This window comes from Paenibacillus sp. J22P165 (genome assembly GCF_059692015.1).
This window is the reverse complement of sequence record NZ_JCAUAP010000008.1, coordinates 299,577-318,432: the sequence shown is the minus strand read 5'-3', so window position 1 is coordinate 318,432 and position 18,856 is coordinate 299,577. Positions and strand designations below refer to the sequence as shown.

General features: G+C 43.7%; 16 protein-coding genes. 13 read left to right on the top strand and 3 right to left on the bottom strand.

Annotated elements, in window-relative coordinates; all coding sequences use genetic code 11:
* Nucleotides 1–7 precede the first annotated feature (7 nt).
* The 6 genes from AC58QM_RS21550 to AC58QM_RS21525 are packed head-to-tail and all read left to right on the top strand — an operon-like array spanning nt 8 to nt 6,614.
* The gene (locus AC58QM_RS21550) at nt 8–838 is read left to right on the top strand and encodes a sugar phosphate isomerase/epimerase family protein (RefSeq protein WP_497286909.1); all 831 of its coding nucleotides are present in this window, start codon (nt 8–10) and stop codon (nt 836–838) included.
* A gap of 16 nt (nt 839–854) precedes the next feature.
* Complete coding sequence (locus AC58QM_RS21545; RefSeq protein ID WP_497286908.1) at nt 855–2,006, top strand: mandelate racemase/muconate lactonizing enzyme family protein; 1,152 nt, start codon at nt 855–857, stop codon at nt 2,004–2,006.
* Between the two features lie 24 nt (nt 2,007–2,030).
* Entirely contained in the window at nt 2,031–3,314 is a 1,284-nt protein-coding gene (locus AC58QM_RS21540; RefSeq protein WP_497286907.1) for a Gfo/Idh/MocA family protein, read from the top strand.
* A gap of 21 nt (nt 3,315–3,335) precedes the next feature.
* Nucleotides 3,336–4,328 (top strand): Gfo/Idh/MocA family protein, encoded by a 993-nt coding sequence (locus AC58QM_RS21535; RefSeq protein ID WP_497286906.1) that lies wholly within the window; start codon nt 3,336–3,338, stop codon nt 4,326–4,328.
* 24 nt (nt 4,329–4,352) lie between these two features.
* Entirely contained in the window at nt 4,353–5,552 is a 1,200-nt protein-coding gene (locus AC58QM_RS21530; protein WP_497286905.1) for a Gfo/Idh/MocA family protein, read from the top strand.
* A gap of 3 nt (nt 5,553–5,555) precedes the next feature.
* Nucleotides 5,556–6,614: a glycoside hydrolase family 183 protein gene (locus AC58QM_RS21525; RefSeq protein WP_497286904.1), complete on the top strand. Its 1,059-nt coding sequence runs from the start codon at nt 5,556–5,558 to the stop codon at nt 6,612–6,614.
* Nucleotides 6,615–6,669: 55 nt separating this feature from the next.
* Here AC58QM_RS21525 and AC58QM_RS21520 read toward each other — a convergent pair whose 3' ends face one another.
* A complete protein-coding gene (locus AC58QM_RS21520; protein ID WP_497286903.1) occupies nt 6,670–8,502 on the bottom strand; it encodes a sensor histidine kinase in 1,833 nt (610 codons plus the stop codon).
* The gene (locus AC58QM_RS21515; RefSeq protein WP_497286902.1) at nt 8,499–10,070 is read right to left on the bottom strand and encodes a response regulator transcription factor; all 1,572 of its coding nucleotides are present in this window, start codon (nt 10,068–10,070) and stop codon (nt 8,499–8,501) included. Before AC58QM_RS21515 ends, AC58QM_RS21520 begins: the two co-directional genes overlap by 4 nt.
* A gap of 277 nt (nt 10,071–10,347) precedes the next feature.
* Between AC58QM_RS21515 and AC58QM_RS21510 the strand changes: the two genes are divergently transcribed.
* From AC58QM_RS21510 to AC58QM_RS21495, 4 genes are all read left to right on the top strand, one after another.
* Nucleotides 10,348–11,055 carry a DNA alkylation repair protein gene (locus AC58QM_RS21510; RefSeq protein WP_497286901.1) on the top strand — a complete coding sequence of 236 codons (708 nt, stop codon included), beginning with the start codon at nt 10,348–10,350 and terminating at the stop codon, nt 11,053–11,055.
* A 156-nt stretch (nt 11,056–11,211) separates the two neighbouring features.
* A complete protein-coding gene (locus AC58QM_RS21505) occupies nt 11,212–11,694 on the top strand; it encodes a DUF2975 domain-containing protein (protein ID WP_497286900.1) in 483 nt (160 codons plus the stop codon).
* A gap of 10 nt (nt 11,695–11,704) precedes the next feature.
* Nucleotides 11,705–11,911 (top strand): helix-turn-helix domain-containing protein, encoded by a 207-nt coding sequence (locus AC58QM_RS21500; protein ID WP_497286899.1) that lies wholly within the window; start codon nt 11,705–11,707, stop codon nt 11,909–11,911.
* Nucleotides 11,912–11,996: 85 nt separating this feature from the next.
* Complete coding sequence (locus AC58QM_RS21495; protein WP_497286898.1) at nt 11,997–12,515, top strand: NUDIX hydrolase; 519 nt, start codon at nt 11,997–11,999, stop codon at nt 12,513–12,515.
* Between the two features lie 52 nt (nt 12,516–12,567).
* Here the strand turns inward: AC58QM_RS21495 and AC58QM_RS21490 are convergent, their stop codons facing one another.
* Nucleotides 12,568–13,437, bottom strand: a complete 870-nt coding sequence (locus AC58QM_RS21490) for an AraC family transcriptional regulator (protein ID WP_497286897.1) — start codon at nt 13,435–13,437, stop codon at nt 12,568–12,570.
* Nucleotides 13,438–13,566: 129 nt separating this feature from the next.
* Here AC58QM_RS21490 and AC58QM_RS21485 point away from each other — a divergent pair, with 129 nt between their 5' ends.
* The 3 genes from AC58QM_RS21485 (at nt 13,567) to AC58QM_RS21475 (ending at nt 18,832) form a co-directional block, all read left to right on the top strand.
* A complete protein-coding gene (locus tag AC58QM_RS21485; RefSeq protein WP_497286896.1) occupies nt 13,567–14,544 on the top strand; it encodes a Gfo/Idh/MocA family protein in 978 nt (325 codons plus the stop codon).
* A 31-nt stretch (nt 14,545–14,575) separates the two neighbouring features.
* Nucleotides 14,576–15,562, top strand: coding sequence for a Gfo/Idh/MocA family protein (locus tag AC58QM_RS21480; RefSeq protein WP_497286895.1), 987 nt, complete (start codon nt 14,576–14,578; stop codon nt 15,560–15,562).
* Nucleotides 15,563–15,775: 213 nt separating this feature from the next.
* On the top strand, nt 15,776–18,832 hold the full coding sequence (locus tag AC58QM_RS21475; RefSeq protein WP_497286894.1) for a hypothetical protein: 3,057 nt from the start codon (nt 15,776–15,778) through the stop codon (nt 18,830–18,832).
* Nucleotides 18,833–18,856: the final 24 nt, after the last annotated feature.

The window sequence follows — 18,856 nt, the reverse complement described above, 5'->3', positions numbered from 1 at the left end:
TTCTTGCTTGGGACACTTGGAAAACGTGGAAAACTTGGATCAACCATCTCGGTTTGCTTTTTCAGTCTTTACCAAGCCATGGAAATCATTATCGATAGATAATCTCGCGGCAAAAGTTCAATCATTAGGCTTTGATGGCATTGAATTTCCTGTCAGAGAGGGCTTTCAAGTGCAGCCTGAACAAGTTGAGAAAGAGTTGCCACGATTAAGCCGTAAATTAAAATCGTATGGTCTTCATATTTATAGTATCGCGAGTACGACCGAGGAAGCCATTTTTGCAGCTTGTGCGGAGTCAGGCGTCCCCCTTATTCGGATTATGGTTGATGTTGATTTCAAAGAGGGTTACTGGGCATCTGAAAAAAGGATCAAGTCAGAGCTGGAGAAACTCCAAGTGCTATGTCAACGATACCGGGTAAAAGTTGGCATTCAGCAGCATATTGGACGCACACGTATCAAAAATGCTTTCGGACTGCATCGCATCCTAGATGGACTTGATCCGAATTGCTTTGGCGCGATTTGGGATGCGGCGCATGATGCATTGACCGGAGAACGACACGAGTTGAGTCTCGATGTCGTTTCACCTTACTTATGCATGGTGAATCTGAAAAATGGTTACTACCAACGAGTGAACGGGAATGAAGCGGAGCAAGTCCAATGGGAACCCTATTGGAGCACCGCACGTCAAGGCATGGCTTCTTGGCCATCAGTTATCCATCATTTAATACAAAGAGATTACAAAGGTGTTCTATGTTTAACAGCCGAATATAGCGACGAATTACGTGTTGATGATCATATTGCTGCAGATATAGCTTATGTAAAATCACTTATTCACACATGAAGGGAGGAGAGCTTGGATGCGTTCCTATATTGCCAATATTCAATTATATCCAGTGCTCGTCCCCTACCGTAGAGTGTTTACGCTTGGTAACGGGGCCACCAACAAGACGAATGACGCGGGTAAGCCCGTACTCTTTGTAAGGATGGAAACGAATGATGGACTGGTTGGATGGGGGGAGCAGCGAGCCGAACCCAGATGGAGCTATGAGACGATCGAAACGATGGTCGCTGTCATTCAGCATCATCTAGCTCCCTTAGCGATTGGCTTATCTCCCTTTGAGGTAAACTTATTCCATAAACGAGCAGAAGAGGCGCTTAGTGTATCCGTATCGAATGGTATGCCCTTCGCCAGAGCTGCCATCGATATGGCTTTTCACGATTTGGCAGGCAAAATGGCCGGATTGCCCTTACATGCCCTACTCGGCGGTGCGATCACCACAGAAGTTCCGCTTTGTTCGGCAATTGGCGTGAACCAGCCTGAGGTCATGGCCGAGCAAGCGCGTGAATCCAGTCATTATTCGGCGTATAAGATCAAAATATCCGGTGATGTCAGAGGCGATCTTAAGCGATTGCAAGCCATACTCAAAGTAGTGGGCAATAAACCACTCTGGCTGGATGCTAACCAATCATATACGCCGAGTACAATGGTTCAGCTCTTAGAAGCAATCCGAGGATTCCCATCTGTCGTTTGCGTAGAACAACCGGTTAAAAGCTCAGATTGGTCCGGGATGACAGCCATACGTCGACGAAGCCGATTGCCAATTGCCATTGATGAAGGCAGTTTCTCAGCCATGGATTTAGCAAAAGTGATTGGGATGGAAGCTGCGGATATGGTTGTTCTTAAAATTTGCAAATCAGCTGGCATTCGCAAATGTATGGAAACGGCTGCTGTCGCTAAAGCGAACGGCATCGAATTGTTAGGCAGTGGTTTGACGGATTGTGGTGTTGCCTTTGCTGCGTCCATTCATATGTTTAGTACGCTTGAGCTTGCGCTTCCTGCTGAATTAAATGGTCCAGAGCTGCTTCAAGATATGTTGGTGAAGGGGCTTGATATCCGCGGAAGTGTGGCACATGTTCCAACTGCACCAGGATTAGGTGTTGAACCTGAAGTTGAAAAGCTGCGTGAATTACTCATGACATCGCTTGGAGTCATTCAGATATCTGAATAACATTTAAAGGAGAGATTAACCACAATGTCAAAGAAGCGGTATGCCTTAGTGGGATGCGGAATACGAGCGAAGTTCTTCTATACAGCGATGGTAACTGAATTTAAAGCTAACGTAGAGCTGGTCGCGATATGTGATATCAATCAAACAAGAATGGATTTTACCAATCGTGTCTTAGTGAATGAATGCGATCATCCTGCTGTTCCAACCTACAAACCGAGTCAATTCGAAGAGATGGTTCGAGAAGAGAAGCCAGATGTTATTTTTGTGACTTCTATCGACCGCACTCATCATACGTATATCATCAAAGCAATGGAATTGGGTTGTGATGTTGTTTCTGAAAAGCCGATGACGGTTGATGCTGAGAAGTGTCAGGCCATTCTAGATACGGTGAAAAGGACGGGAAAACAGCTTCGTGTCGCGTTCAATTATCGATATGCGCCTCAATTCAGCAAAGTTCGTGAGCTTATTTTGGATGATGTAATCGGAGAAGTACAGTCTGTCAATTTTGAGTGGCTGCTCGATATTAAACATGGAGCCGATTATTTTCGCAGATGGCATCGAGATAAAAGAAACAGTGGAGGTTTACTCGTTCACAAGTCTACGCATCATTTCGACCTCGTTAATTTCTGGTTGGGCACGAAGCCGAAGACAGTTGCTGCAATGGGTGACTTGAAATTCTATGGTAGAGAAAACGCGGAAAGACGCGGCGTGGAACAATTCTACCAGCGTTCCTTTGGCAGCGAGAATGCATTGAATGATCCTTTCGCAATTGACCTCGCAGCCAATGACACATTGAAAGCGATGTATTTGGACGCTGAGAAAGAAGATGGTTATCAACGCGATCAAAGTGTATTCGGCGATGGGATTAGCATAGAAGATACCCTTGGAGTCATCGTTCGCTATGAGAATAACGCGATTCTGACCTATTCACTTAATGCATACACTCCATGGGAAGGGCTGGTCGTTAGCCTGAACGGAACAAAGGGGAGAATGGAAATCAAGCTGATTGTGAAGCACTTGAATAATCCAGATGGAACCCATGCGCAGGAATTATCTCGCGAAAGATCAATTACCGTTCATCCGATGTTCGGTAACTCGTATAAGGTTGATTATGAGGAAGGGGTAGGCGGCCATGGCGGGGGAGACCCAGCTTTACTTCATGATATCTTTGTGGAACCTGTGAAAGACAGATTGAATCGTGCTGCTACGCATGTAGACGGTGCCATGTCTATTCTAACTGGCATTGCAGGTAATATGTCCATGCAGACTGGTCAATTCGTGAGTGTGGATACCTTGGTTCGATTTTAGTCTTAGAAAGGCAGGAGTTTCGTGCTGAAAATAGGTCTCATAGGCGCAACCGGTCATGTCGGTTATGTGTTGGAAGGATTACGAAATCAAGCAGATGCTTATCTGGCAGGAATTGCTCCTGGTTCGCTTGGAGAGGACATCGATAGCTTAAATCGACGTGCAATACAGTACGGATACACGCCAGTGCTTTATACAAACTATGTAGATATGTTAGAGACTCTGAAGCCAGATGTCGTAGCCATTGCTAGCCATTTTAATGATCATGCCTCGATAGCGGTAGAAGCCTTACATCGCGGTATTCATGTTTTCGTGGAAAAACCGGTGGCTACCACCTTAGCAGATTTGGACAATGTCAAAGTGGCGTATCAGAACTCGCATGCAGAGCTGGCGGCGATGTTCGGCATCCGTTATACATCTTGCTTCTTGACGGTGGGAAAGTTGCTTCAAGAAGGAAACTTAGGCGAGGTAAGATTGCTTCACGCGCAAAAATCATACCGTTTAGGTGAGCGCAATACGTTATACAAGCGACGTGAAACCTATGGAGGCACGATTCCGTGGGTGGGAAGTCACGCCATCGATTGGCTCTATTCATGGAGTGGTGAACGATTTCTGTCCGTGTTTGCGTCTCATTCAACGAGAGCTAATCAGCAACATGGTGAGTTAGAAGCGACTGCCATGTGTCATTTTACATGTACGAATGAAGTCATGGGTTCGCTCACGATTGACTATTTAAGACCGAAGCAGGCTCCGAGTCATGCGGATGATCGCATACGGATCGTAGGTACTCGCGGTATTGTTGAAGTGATACATAACAAAGTGTATGTAATTAACGAACAAGCCGAAGGTATCCAAGAAGTACCTTTGCTGCCTTCACAGGATATCTTTGCCGATTTCTTGCAGCAGGTTCGAGGGCGTGGCAAGTGTTTAGTAAGTGCTGAACAATCATTTGAGGTGACAGAAGCTTGTCTGAGAGCAAGAATGTCCGCAGATGAAGGACGTGTTGTCTATTTCTAACTAACACGGGAGAGAGGTATTTCTATGAATCCTGTAAACGTAGTGCTGGTCGGCATAGGCGGATATGGCGGCTTTTATGTGAATGCCTTGTTACAAGGGGGTGGCAAATACCCCTATATCCTGAATGGTGTAGTAGACCCTTATCCGGAACGAAGCCATTATTATGAGAAAATACGAGAATTGAAGATACCGATGTATCCGTCACTTGAGGCGTATTATGCAGTTGCAAAGTCGGACTTGGCCGTTATCGCTTCGCCGATTCAATTTCATAGCACCCAAACCTGTTTAGCCTTGTCGCAGGGAAGCAACGTGTTATCTGAAAAACCGCTATGTCCTACACTGGATGAAGCTTTCATGATGATGAAGGCGAGAAATCAAGCCCAAAAATTTGTTGCGATTGGTTACCAGTGGAGTCATAGTCAAGGCATACAGGAGCTAAAGCGAGATATCATGACAGGATTATTCGGGAAGCCTCTAAGGCTCAAGACGCTCGTGCTTTGGCCTCGAACAGATTCCTATTATGCCAGAGGCTGGGCTGGTAAAAAGCAAGACGCGAATGGAACGATGATTTTGGATAGTGTAGCCAATAATGCAACAGCGCACTACTTACATAACATGTTCTATGTGCTTGGTGAGGGTATCGCTGAGAGCGCGTATCCATCCGTTGTCCGTGCAGAGTTGTACCGTGCGAATTTTATCGACAATTTCGATACCGCTGCGATGAGAGCCTATACGGAGAATGGGGTAGAGGTGCTGTATTACGGGTCCCATGCCGTGAATCAAAGTAGGGGGGCTTTGTTCCGCTACGAATTCGAGCACGCTGTCATTGAGTTTGATGATGGAGAACACAAAAAGGGTTCCCCCATTGTGGCACGTTATCATAACGGAGAAGTTAAAGAATACGTGAATCCCAATCAGCATCCGGATTCGAAGCTATGGATGGCTATAGCGGCTGTTGCTGAGCAAAGTGTACCCGTCTGTGGCGTGGAGGCTGCCATGTCCCAAACGATGTGTATAAGCGGCATGCAAGCCTCTATGCGTGAGATTGTTGACTTCCCTGAAGCGATCGTAAAGCGTGGGGAACGGTTCTGGAAAAATGATACGGGCCATTATGTAGAAGGCCTTGTGGAGCAAATGACGTATTGTTATGAACAGGCAATCTTGCCGGCAGAAGCTGGATATCATTGGGCCCAATCTGGAGAAACTATCCAACTATCGAGGTGACAAATGAAGAACCACGATGAAATGACGACAGAAAAGGAAAGAGAACTCAGAAAACCACCGTATCCGAAAAGCAGCGTGATTCAGGGGCTAGAGTGGGAGCCTGCAGATAGCATGATTCGTACGGCAATCGGTGTCGTCTACATGACAGATCCTGTCAAGTATGATGGGAGCGATAATTGGCCTGTGACATGGGCTGACGATGATCGACTCTACACGTTATATGGCGATGGATATGGCTTTGACCCTGTACTCGAAGAGAAACTCGGATTAGGTTTTGCTTATGTAACCGGGAATCCACCAGATGTTCAAGGGATAAATGTTCGTTCTGGATCCGGGGAAAACCAAGGATATGGTAGACAAGGGAAAAAGGGCAGCGGCGTTCTTATGGTCGATGGCATTCTTTATGCTTGGTTATTTCACGCAGATGAGAAAGGGGGACAAGCGCAGTTAGCTTGGTCAACAGACCATGCTCAAACTTGGAACTTCAGCGATTGGAAGTTTGAAGCGTTTGGTTTATGCGCCTTTATCAATTATGGGAAAAATTACAGTGATGCTAGGGACGATTATGTCTACACGGTCACTCATGATCATCCCAAAGCGGATGTACCTTCAGATCGGATGATCCTTATGCGAGTTCCGAAGGAGCGCATAGGTGAGAGGGATGCCTATGAATTCTTCAAAGAATTAGATGAGATGTCACCGGTTTGGACGAAGGATATCGAAGAGCGTGGTGCGGTGTTCGAGCATCAAGATGCCTGCTTAAGATCGGGCATCAGCTACAACCGTGCCATTCAGAGGTATTTGTGGTGGCAGCACATTCCGAACGAGCCTGGTCACAGGGATAGGGGAGACACCCGTTTCACCGGCGGATTCGGGGTTTACGATGCACCGGAGCCATGGGGACCTTGGACGACCGTATATTTTACAGAACAATGGGATATGGGTCCAGGAGAACGAGGAGAGTTTCCAACGAAATGGATGAGTCCGGATGGCAAGACCGTTTATTTGGTTTTCTCAGGGGACGATAATTTCTGTGTGAGAAAAGCGGAACTACACCTATAGATCCAGATAAAAAGGGACAGAGCGATGTGACTTATTCGCTCTGTCCCTTAACTATTTATCCCACCAACGCAGTTATTTTCACTGTTACTTCCGTGCCTACTCCAGGTTCGCTAACCATTTGTAAGCCACATTGCTCACCGAAGGTTAACTTAATCCGTTGATTCACATTCATAACGCCAATATGATTCCCAGTAATCCAATTCTTATTGGATAACTCAGCGTTAATCTGTTCCAGCTTCTCGGAATCGATTCCAATTCCGTTATCTGAAATACGGAGAACAGCGTGAGCACCTTCCAATGTGCCGGTAACTGTAATTCTGCCTTCGCCTTCTTTTGGTTTAATACCATGATAGATGCAATTTTCAATCAGCGGTTGGAGAGTGATTCTAGGGATTTTGTAATCATTCAACTTCTCATCCACCTGCACGACCACTTCAAATTTGCGAGGATACCTAATTTTCTGAATGTCGAGATAATGCATGCAATACGCGAGTTCCTCTTGAATCGTTACCAAATGACCCTCACCTTCTAAAGAAAAGCGCAGAAGCTGAGAAAGAGAGGTAATCATTTCCGACACGGGATTTTCCGCGCCAGTAAGTCGTAAGGCTTGCCAATTAATCGTTTCAAGTGTGTTGTATAGGAAGTGAGGATTAATTTGCGATTGCAGCGCAACAGCATAGGCACGATCAAGGAGAGTCAGACGATAACGAAGCTCATTCTCCAGTTCCTGCTTTTCTCCATAGGAGCTAAGGATACTTGAGGTAATGTATTTAATTTCGTTCACATGCGTTTTCACGGATGGAATCGGGCTGGCTCGTTCCGAATCCTCTAACCAGTCGCCAGGTCGACTAACGACAGACATAATCTGCTTAATCGGTATAAACATGCGCCAAGAGACGACTAAGGACAAAATCAAGGCTACCGCGATACTGAACAGGGAAGAAACGAATAAATAATTCTTAATATACTTCGCTTTATCCTCATATAGCTTCAGAGGCACAACGGAAATAAACCGCCATTTATTGTACTGAGATTTGACATGAGAAATGGACTGCTTGGATTCCTCATTGTAAAAAAAGACGGGTTCATTTGGATTTCCCTCCATCAAATTCGAGTTCGGGATGATTTCTGAAATCGGATGGTTAATTAAATCGAAATTGTCCTGACCCACGATGATCCCATTAGCATCAATAATATAGAGGTTATCGATGTAATGATTGTTCGTATTATGAATGATACTCATGAACTTCGCGGTATCTATATTCATGATGACACTGCCTGTCTTTGTTTGAAGCAAGGGAGCCATCCGAATTAATGTCATCAGCTGACGCTCGCTGGCGTCGGAATAATGGGTTTTTGCTTGTCTAGCCAGCGACCAGTCTCTATACGTCAATTTCTTTTCATTGTAGCTGGGCAGCCATCCCAGATCCATAAATTCATCCAAAGACCATCTTCTTAAGTCAGACGTCCAGATGGACTGATTGTTTTCGGAGTACAAGTACACGGAATCTACAAAATCCTGAATATTGTTGGTGTAATTAAGCTTTGTAAACAGTTTGGCGGTGAGGATACTCGTATCATAGGTCGTTGTCCCGGTGTTTCGCTTTTCCATCAATTGTGCTACGACATCATCGGAAGCAAATCGTACGGAGAAATCATCCACCTCACGCATGAGCATGTCGACCATATCTCGAATTCGCGAGAGGGAGTTTAAATGTGCGCTGCTGATTTCTTCCGTCACCGTTTTACTATAAAGATTGTAAATCCCGACACTTAATCCTGTGACTGGCAGTAGGACAAGCGCTAGTATAATTAGAAAGTTTTTGATAAATACACTTTGAAATCGATAGTTTTTCAAGATGAACCATAAGCTTAAGGGATCTCTCATTGTTTATCCTTACTAATCGATTTACGTCTATATTCGGTAGGCGTATAACCAGTTTGCTTTTTAAATATTTTGAAAAAGTACTTCGTATTCTTATACCCTACATTGGAACCAATCTCATAGATTTTATATTGTGGATCTTGCAAATACTCTAAGGCTTTCTGGATACGGGTCTCTGTCACAAAATCAGTAAAATTACTTCCCGTGTACTGTTTGAAGATTCTGCCCAAATAGTCTGGACTTAAATACACTTGCGAAGCTGCACTTTCTAGGGAGATATCTTTATTAAAATAGTGGTTGACATAATCCTTGGCTTTTTGAATTGCTGATGGCTCTGTTGCCATATGTTTTTGAAAGTAAGCGTTGATGTCATTCAGAACCGAGAGTCCCCATTGCAATAATTCATCATAACTATTCAATCGTAGAATGGTCTCATAATAGAAAGGTTTGTTCGTTATTTTATCGATAGGCAAATCCATTTCATTCAATTTGAAGCTAAGAGAGGAGAAGAGTTCAATTAAGAAGTTTTTCACATAATGAGTGGGTAATTTACCTTGGTGTACGGTATCCAATAAGATTACATACTGCTCAGACAGTGCTGCGATATTGCCAGCGCCTAGATAGGCTAGAAATTGTTTGCGTTGTTCCGCTAGTTGAGGGGTGTTGCGTAAAGACATTTCCGTTACTTCCCGTTCGAACAAATCATCTTCTTTGTTAAAATGTAAAGCACTTTCGCTCATGAGTTGGCGTAAATTCTCAAACAAGCCCACGATGTTTGTGTGTGCTTCAACACCTAATAATGTATGTATACGTTGTAAGACAGTTTGCATATAGGACGTGATCGATGCTCGGAAGGATGAGGCATCAGGGTGAGATTGAAGATCTAGCGCAACAAGATCAAGTTCTTGTGCATTCATGAAGATGGGGACATACAGGATACCGGACCCTTCATGGCGAATCATTTTTTCTATAGAATCAGCGGAAACGCCAGGAGTTGCAAAGGAGATACGGGTTAATGCACATCGATGATGGAGGGTATTCGCATGGACTTCGGTTAGCCGAAGTAATTTCTCTACCTCAGCCGGATCGCTTAATTTACCTGTCGATAAATCACGAAATAAGTGTTTTCGAATCAGAGGGAGCAATTCATTCTTATGCTTTACGACTTTGGATACCTGTTCGTTTTCCTCTTTTTCCTTGTCTAAACGTAGTTTGACGTCTTGAAATACAGTTCTTATATCACTGAGCTTAGTCGGCTTTAATAAATAATGAATGACATTATAACTCATTGCTTGTTTGACGTAATCAAATTCCTTAAACCCACTGATGAGCACGATTTTGGTCTTGTTGTGATTCTCATGTACATATTTAGCGAGTTCTAGCCCGGAAACATGCGTCATTTTCACATCCGATAGGATGATATCGATCTCCGTTTTCTGCAGCCATTCAACAGCTTGTTTACCATCCTCCAGCTTAGCAACAAGCTGAAATCCGAGAGAAGACCAATCAACTAAATCGCTTAATCCTTCTCTAATGTGTTCCTCATCATCTACAATCATTAGCCGATACACGGAGTTCTCCTCCTTTGAAAGCGATTTACAAGACTGTTTCTCTTAAATTTATACTTTCACAGTGAACGTTGTCAATCAAGTAGACCAAATAACGGATTTGTACCATTACGCCAATATTTATCTAGCATTAGCTTGTTTACTCTTCGGAAATGGCCGATTTATTTACATTTCAAGCCTGTTATGGTATGGATATAAGTAGAAGCTTCTTCAAGACAACCTAGAACGGATCCACAAGTTAAATGAGATGAAACTAGAAAAAAGAAGGAAGTATACAACGATGAATCTAGAAAGCGTGATGCAGGAGCTTGAAGCTCTTGGTAAGGAACGTACGAAGAAAATGTACATGTCTAATGGTGCGCATGAACCGCTATTTGGGGTTGCGACAGGCGCCATGAAGCCAATCTTTAAGAAAACCAAAATCAATCAAGCTTTAGCTGATGAGCTCTATGCTACAGGGAACTACGACGCCATGTATTTTGCTGGTATTATCGCAGATCCCAATGCCATGACGGAAGCAGATTATGAACGTTGGATGGACACCGCTTATTTCTTTATGTTGTCCGATTATGTGGTTGCCGTCACCTTGTCAGAAGCAGATATTGCCCAAGAAGTCGCAGATAAATGGATCGCTAGCGGCGAGGAGCTGAGAATGTCGGCGGGCTGGAGCTGCTATTGTTGGTTGTTGGGGAACCGTCCAGACAGTGAATTCTCCGAGAGCAAAATTGCCAACATGCTTGATCTGGTGAAAAGTACGATTCACGAAGCTCCTGTGCGGGCTCAGTATGCGATGAACAATTTTATTTACACGGTTGCGGTGTCCTATATACCCCTGCATGATAAGGCTGTTGAGATCGCTAAGGCAGTTGGTCCGGTAGAAGTGAATCAAGGAACGAAACCGAGTAAATTCATAAACGCGTCTGATAATATTCAAAAGGCTGTACTGAAGGATCGTCTTGGTTTTAAACGCAAACATGTAAGATGCTAAATATACTTGTCAATGGGGCAGCCGGCCATCTTGGACTCGGCTGTTTTTATGTTTGCTAACAACAACAATATATTTAAAAACGATTGTTTTTTATTGCAAAACGATAATAATTGTGGTAAATTGAACTTAAATTTTATCATAAGTGAGGGACTTTACATGAAACGAGGATCAACACTCTTTTTAAAGATAGCTGTTATTGTGATGGGACTCCCTATTCTGGCGTTATGCATATTTGTGGTGCCAGAGATAGCAAACTACGCAGTTGAGTTATATCCGGATCACACCTATCTTAAATATTTATGGATGATGGATCTATATGCAACGGCCATACCTTTTTACTTTGCACTGTATCAAACGTTCAAGCTTTTGAGTTATATTGATAAGAATAAAGCTTTCTCGGATTTATCTGTCGACGTGTTAAAGAAGATTAAAGTCTGTGCGGTTATCATCAGCGGTTTGTACGCACTTGGTTTGCCGCTCTTCTACCTGGTAGCAGAGAGAGATGATTCCCCAGGATTAATTCTCATCGCACTTGTCATCAGTTTTGCATCCATGGTCATTGCTGTTTTTGCTGCAGTACTCCAAAAGCTTTTAAAAGAAGCGATTGATATAAAATCAGAGAATGATTTGACGGTCTGAGGTGAGAAACATGGCGATAATAATTAATATTGATGTGATGTTGGCTAAAAGAAAAATGAGCGTAACCGAACTTTCGGAGAAAGTTGGCATTACCATGGCTAACCTTTCTATATTAAAAAACGGAAAAGCAAAAGCGATCCGCTTATCGACACTAGAGGCGATTTGTAAAGCTTTAGATTGTCAGCCAGGAGATGTTTTGGAGTACAAAAGCGAGTAGGATTAGATCTTAAAGAAGCAAGGAGCAGCTGCCATGGCAGTTCTGCTCCTTGCTTGTGTTTACAGACGAAGGGAAAGGTGCGTTTATGCAGCTAATTAAAAGAATAACAGATAGTGATTTGCTTGGTGGTGATCCTGCATTTATGCAAACCATTTCCCGATACGGTTCAAGAGGTGTTGTCGTAGATAACCAGTTGAACGTTATGATGATGTACTTGTCCAAAGCCAATCTGTACAAGCTTCCCGGGGGAGGGGTGGATGATCGTGAAGATGCTAAGGAAGCATTTCTGCGTGAAATCCGAGAAGAGACAGGTTATGAAGCAGAAATCCTGCATGAACTAGGCTATATCGAGGAGCATAAGAACCGAAACGATTTCATGCAACTTTCGTACTGCTACATCGCCAAAGCACAACAAAAAGTTAGTAATACCATGCTTACAGATGACGAGATAGAGCTAGGTATGGAAGTGAGATGGATGACACTCGATAGGGCATTACTTGTAATGAAGGAATCGATCCAAACCTGTACGGATTATTCAGCTACATTTATGATTTTACGAGATAAGGCAATATTGGAAAAAGCGGTGCTCGAGTTCACATTTTAATTCCGCGGCAGACTGCTTATTGGATTCATTCAACTCTCGATTTGGATAAGCATCAATTCATTAGTTTTCTAACATATTCTTTTGGCGTACAGCCGTTGTATCTTTTGAAAAGCTCATAGAAATGCGCCATATTCTCAATCCCAACGGAGGCGGCAATGTCGGTGATGATTTCAGTTTTCGTGATGAGCAGCTTCTCTGCCTTTTGGATGCGTTGTCTGTTCACGTAATCTGTAAATGAAAGTCCTACCGATTTTTTGAAAAATTTAGAAAAGTAGGTATAACTCATCCCGGCTAGCCGGCTAACCTCTTCCATTTCAATTTTTTCATGGAGATGAGCTTCCACGTAGGCAAGTATGGGTTCCATCACAGTGGCATCGACATAGTCGAACGATTGAAGCAACTCGTGACGGTCATACCGTAGAAGTGTAAGCAGTAAATGTTTGATGTGCATACTCATAGCAATTTCGTAGCCTTTGATTTTGTTCATCATTTCGGTATGAATATCGATGATAGTTCGGCCGATTTCTTGCTTGGCCTGCTCATTTTCCGAGAACATATAATTGAGATCTTCAAGTGGCCTGACCATCTCCGAAAAATGACGATAATACATCATCATAGCAGGATCGAAATAGGGTTGCAGGTCTACATGCAGCACGATGTAAACGAGTAAGTCATCTTCCGGTTTATGACTCAGATGAAGTTGATTGGATCCAATCAGGACGACATCTCCTGGTTTGAGTACGTACTCGTTGTTCGGAGTTCGGATACTAAGGACGCCTTCTTGTACAATAATGAACTCAATCTCTTTATGATAATGCCATTGATAGCCGAATGGCGCTTTTGGACTGTCATTGGTGAACTGCCATACTTTCATGCATAAATGTTCATTCTGGTAATAAATGGGTTCTTTGAATGTGTTCATGTATAAGATCACCCTGTCTATAACGGCAAATTTGGATATAAATTAGACAAACACCGTTATTTTGGTATCGAAGTCGAAAAGATATGATAACTATAAGTAGTATACAACATATGAAGGAGCGAGTGAGATATGAAAGTTGCTGTTATCGGCTGCGGTGGAATGGGGCAATGGCATGCACTGAGCTATATGAAAATGTCTGGCGTTGAGTTAGTTGGCGTCTGCGATAACGTTATATCATTAGCCGAAGAGGTTGCTAAAAAAACAGGAACGATTGCCTTTGAATCTTTTGAAGAGATGGTTGCAGCTGTTGATTTTGACGTGGTCAGTGTAGCTGTACCCTCTTATTTGCATAAAGAGCTCGTGTGTCAAGCTGCGAAAGCAGGGAAACATGTGATCTGTGAGAAACCTGTAGCCCTTAATTTGGAAGATGCGAAAGAGATGATTCGCTGTTGTGAAGAAAACGATGTGAGACTATTCGTTGGACATGTCGTGCGCTTTTTTCCTGAGTATAGTCAAATGAAAAATCAGATCGACGCTGGTGAGATTGGGAAAGTCGGTGTTGTGAATGCAAGACGTGTCGGCAGTCATCCAGGGAATGCAAGACCTTGGTTCAAAGATGCAGACAAAAGTGGTGGTGTCATCGTTGATTTAATGATTCATGACATTGATTTCATGCGATGGACCTTAGGTGAGGTCAAATCGGTTTATGGTCTGAACAAATGTGATGCTGATATGGATTATGCGCTTGTTACGTTAGTCTTTGAAAGTGGTGCTGTGGCAAATTTGGAAGCCTTCTGGGGATATCCTGGTTCCTTCCGCTATGCAGCTGAATTCGCTGGTTCGCAAGGATTGGTTCGAACGGATAGTATGGACGCACAATCCCTGCAAATCCGCAAAGTAGCCTCCGAGGAGAACGAAGGCAAGGTTGTGGAAATCCCACAAAGTCCTAATTTCAATGATCCATATTATATTGAATTGGAACATTTCTTGAACAGTATCCGTTACGGAACGGAACCCATTGTAACGGCACATGACGCAGTAAAAGCTTTGGAAATTGCAAATGCGGCGCTGATGTCCATACGTACAGGTAAAGCTGTACTGCTCTAATTATCGACATTCATTTGGGAGGAGAAACATCATGAAAACGTTACGAGTAGGAATGATAAGTTTCGCGCATGGACATGCTTTTAGCTATTTTAATCATTTGGCTCAATCGCCTGAGGTTAGTATCATCGGCATCGCTGAAGAGGATCGAAATCGTGTTGCAGCAATAGTAGAGCAGCACAGTATTCCCTATTATGCAAATTACCAAGACCTATTAGCTCAGGATATAGATGCCGTTATCATTTGCTCTGAGAATGTGCATCATGCGAAACTGGTTATCGCTGCAGCGAAGGCGAAAAAGCATGTCCTTTGCGAGAAGCCGCTGGGGACGACAATCGAAGAAATGGAAGCAATGATTGCCGCTTGCAAGGAAAATGGTGTACAACTCATGACCGCATTCCCATGCCGATACTTAGCAGCCGTCGTGAGAGCGAAAGAAGCTATTGATCGTGGAGATATTGGTGACATTGTTGCAATTAAAGGGACGAATCACGGGGGTAACCCGGGTGGTTGGTTTATTAATAAAGAGCTTTCTGGTGGCGGAGCTGTACTTGATCATACCGTCCATGTGATGGACTTGATGAATTGGTTTTTACAATCGAAGGTTAAAGAAGTTTATGCCTATGCAGCAACACTTTTCAGAGAAGAGCTCGAAGTTGAAGATGCTGGCATGGTGCATATGAAGTTTGAGAATGGTGTGTTTGCCGTATTGGATACAAGTTGGTCGCGACCGAAATCGTTCCCTACTTGGGGCGATGTGACGATGGAGATTGTTGGAACCAAAGGTGTTATCTCGGTAGATGGTTTCGCTCAGAAGAACGATTTATACCGAAACTCCTTAGGTAAAGGCGTTTATTCGTTCTGGGGTGATGATATGGACGCCTATATGATGCGAGATTTCGTCAAAGCATTGCTGCACAATGAGCAAGTGCCTGTCACGGGGGAAGATGGCTTGAAAGCAACAGAAGTCGCACTTCTTGCATATGAATCCATTAAACGAGGACAGCCAGTTGCCTTGTAATAAAATAAAAAGAAGATAGCAGTAGCCGTACATGGGTAAATCTTGTGTACGGCTTTTGCTATGACGAACAAGACATATTAACGTCCATGACTGAAATCCAAGAGAATTACGCATATTGCAATTTACTTTGTGGCATACCGCTCCTAGAATAACTGTAGAGGAGAGCGGAAAGCCAACCTAAACTAAACAAGAATTGAATCAGGAGGTAAAGCGATGCCAGACTCGACGAGCATTCAATTTGATGCGTTCAAGGATCCTCCCGCCAACTTCCGTTCAATTCCGTTCTGGTCGCTCAATGACTTATTGGAGCCAGCCGAAATCAAAAAACAACTGCAGCAGTTTGCTGAAGGTGGATTTGGAGGAGCGTACCTCCATAGCCGGACTGGCCTATTGACGGAATATTTGGGTGACGACTGGTGGGCTGCCATCCAAGCAGCTTGTGAAGAATGTGAAGCGTTGGGGATTGAGGCATGGTTTTATGACGAAGAGAAATGGCCCTCTGGTTTTGCAGGTGGGATAGTGCCTAACATCAACTCAGATTACCATGCGCGATCACTGATCAGACTGGCAAAAGGCTCCGACCTTCCGCCTAACTGTGAATGGTTGCAAGAAGATGATAACTATATCTACGTAAGCTGCAAGGATGCGCTTGGTAACGCATGGTACAACGGGACCTGTTGGGTGGATTTGATGAATCCGGAGATGGTTAAATCATTTATCGATTGCTCATACGCGCCCTATGCTGAGAAATATAATAGCTATCTGGGTCACACGGCCAAAGGCATTTTCACCGATGAACCCCAAATCAGTCCAAGAGCTGTCAACTTTCATCATCAAGGTCAGATCAGCTACTCGCCGTGGATAAGAGATTTCTTTAAACACCAGCATGGGTATGACATGTTGGATCATGTGCAAGTGCTTTTTGATAACAGTGGTATGTACAGAAAAGTTAGACTGGATTACTACAGGAGTCTGTCAGCATTGCTGGAGAGCAGCTTCAGCCGTCAGATTGGTGAATACTGTGCTGAGGCTGGAATGACGTGGACAGGACACTTTAACGGAGAGAATTCGCTAGGCTCCATTATCCTAAATGTAGGTAATATGATGATCCAGTATCGCCATATGCAACAGCCTGGCATAGATCATTTGGGATTGCGAATAGATGGTGGACTCATTGCTGCTAAAAGTCTGACAAGTGTTGCCAACCAGTATGGTATGGCGCGAAGACTCTCTGAATTATTCGGAATCAGCGGTCAAAATATGAGCTTTGAAGACCGTAAATGGATAGCCGGCTGGCATGCTGTGCTGGGGATCAATCACTTTTGCCCACATCTCGCTTTATATAGTATGAAAGGCTGTAGGAAGCGCGATTATCCGCCTACCATTTCACCGCAGCAACCTTATTGGAAAAATAATAAGCTAGTGGAAGATTACATGGCTCGGATCTGCTACATAACAACACAAGGTGAATTTGCCTCGGAACTCTTGGTTCTTCATCCATTGGAAAGCTGCGTTATGGAATTAACAGGGGCTGACGTTGTCTCTTCTAATGTAGTTACTACGTCGAGTATTAATGAAAGAGACACGAAGTTTCTTGCACTTCTGGAGCAGTTAATGGGAATGCATAGGGATTATGATTTAGGTGATGAGCAAATCATGCAAGATATCGCCAAGGTTGAAGGGGATCAGCTACAGGTTGGTCACATGAGCTATAAGGTAGTTCTATTGCCTTACATGCGTACAATACGACCATCAACGTTAGCGTTGCTCGAATCCTTTGCGAAGAATGGCGGTATAGTTTTCACCATTGGCGGATATCCGATGTATGTAGATGGAGAAGAGCAGACAGCTGTTCTGGAGAAGTTGAGGGGTTATGCCACTCCAATTCTAGAGGATGAACTTGAGTTAGCACTTGCACAAGCCTACGCACCGTCGATTCAATTATTTGGACGTGAGGTCTCATCCATTTGGACTCAACATAGAAATCTACAGGGTGGCAGTCTCGTCTACTTCACGAACCTATCCAAATCGAAGGAGTTGGCATTTGCCTTTTCGTTGAAGGATACTGTGGAGAGTGCGGTAATATGGGATCCTGAAACAGGACATAGCTACACGCTCAAACCTGACCAGAACAAGAAATTCCATGTGAATTTGGCGGCTGCGCATTCCTGCATCGTAACGACCGGGGAAGCTTCGCATGGAGTAAAAATTTCTGGGGAGTATCATCTCCCTGATGAACTCAAACCAATCCTATCATTGGCAGGGCCATGGCGAGGAATACGTGAAGATCACAATCTGCTGACACTCGATTATGCCAAGTATTCGCTAGATGGTGGTGAAACCTACAGTGATATGGAGCCGGTCATTGGGATTCATGAACGTTTGACGAATAATGGGTATAACGGGTCGCTACTGTTAGCTTATCATTGCGAGGCATCAGTTATCCCTTCACAAGCTTTTCTCCTTGTAGAGCAGCCTGACATGTACGAAATCATCAGCGTAAATGGTCATTCTTTTGAGGAACAAGGAAAAGATTTCTATCGAGATGCATCCTTTCGTAAAATAGACATTACGGAGAGCTTACATGTGGGTACCAATCTCATCCTATTAAAACTCACTTACATCGCTCCTATTTTAGATAGTCCTAATACGGTTACAAGATACGGTACCGAAATTGAAAGCATTTATATAGCAGGCGATTTTGCTATTGAATCTAAGTGTACTGAGGGGACCGTTGAACAAAAAACTCGGTGTCATTGGCTTTCTGATTTTGTTATTGCTGCTGAACGAGAAACGGTTGAAGGGGACTTAGCTGTTGAAGGATTACCGTTTTACGCAGGCGAATATATTCTCTCTACATGTTTTGTTTTACCCGTGAAAATGAACCATAAGCGATATTATCTGTCTTTTCCTGGTGCAGAAGTGATAACGCTTACAGCTGAGTTGAATGAGCATAAGCTTGGCACCATCGCCAGTAGTCCTTGGAGGTTTGAAGTGACTGCAGCTATTCGCGAAGGTGATAATCATTTGCATCTGACGATAACGAATTCGCTTCGAAATATGCTTGGTCCTCATCACCATGTTGGGGGCGAACTTACGAAAGTCAGTCCCGAAAGTTTTACGGGCCAGAGCAGCTGGACATATCCCGGAACTGGGGAAGTCGATTGGTATGATTGTAGGTTGAAAGGCCAAGCGAAGTTATGGCGTGATGAGTATGCGATTGTCCCCTTTGGATTAACCCAACAACCCATGATTTGGATCGAAGATTGAACCATTACATTCTCTAAACTTATA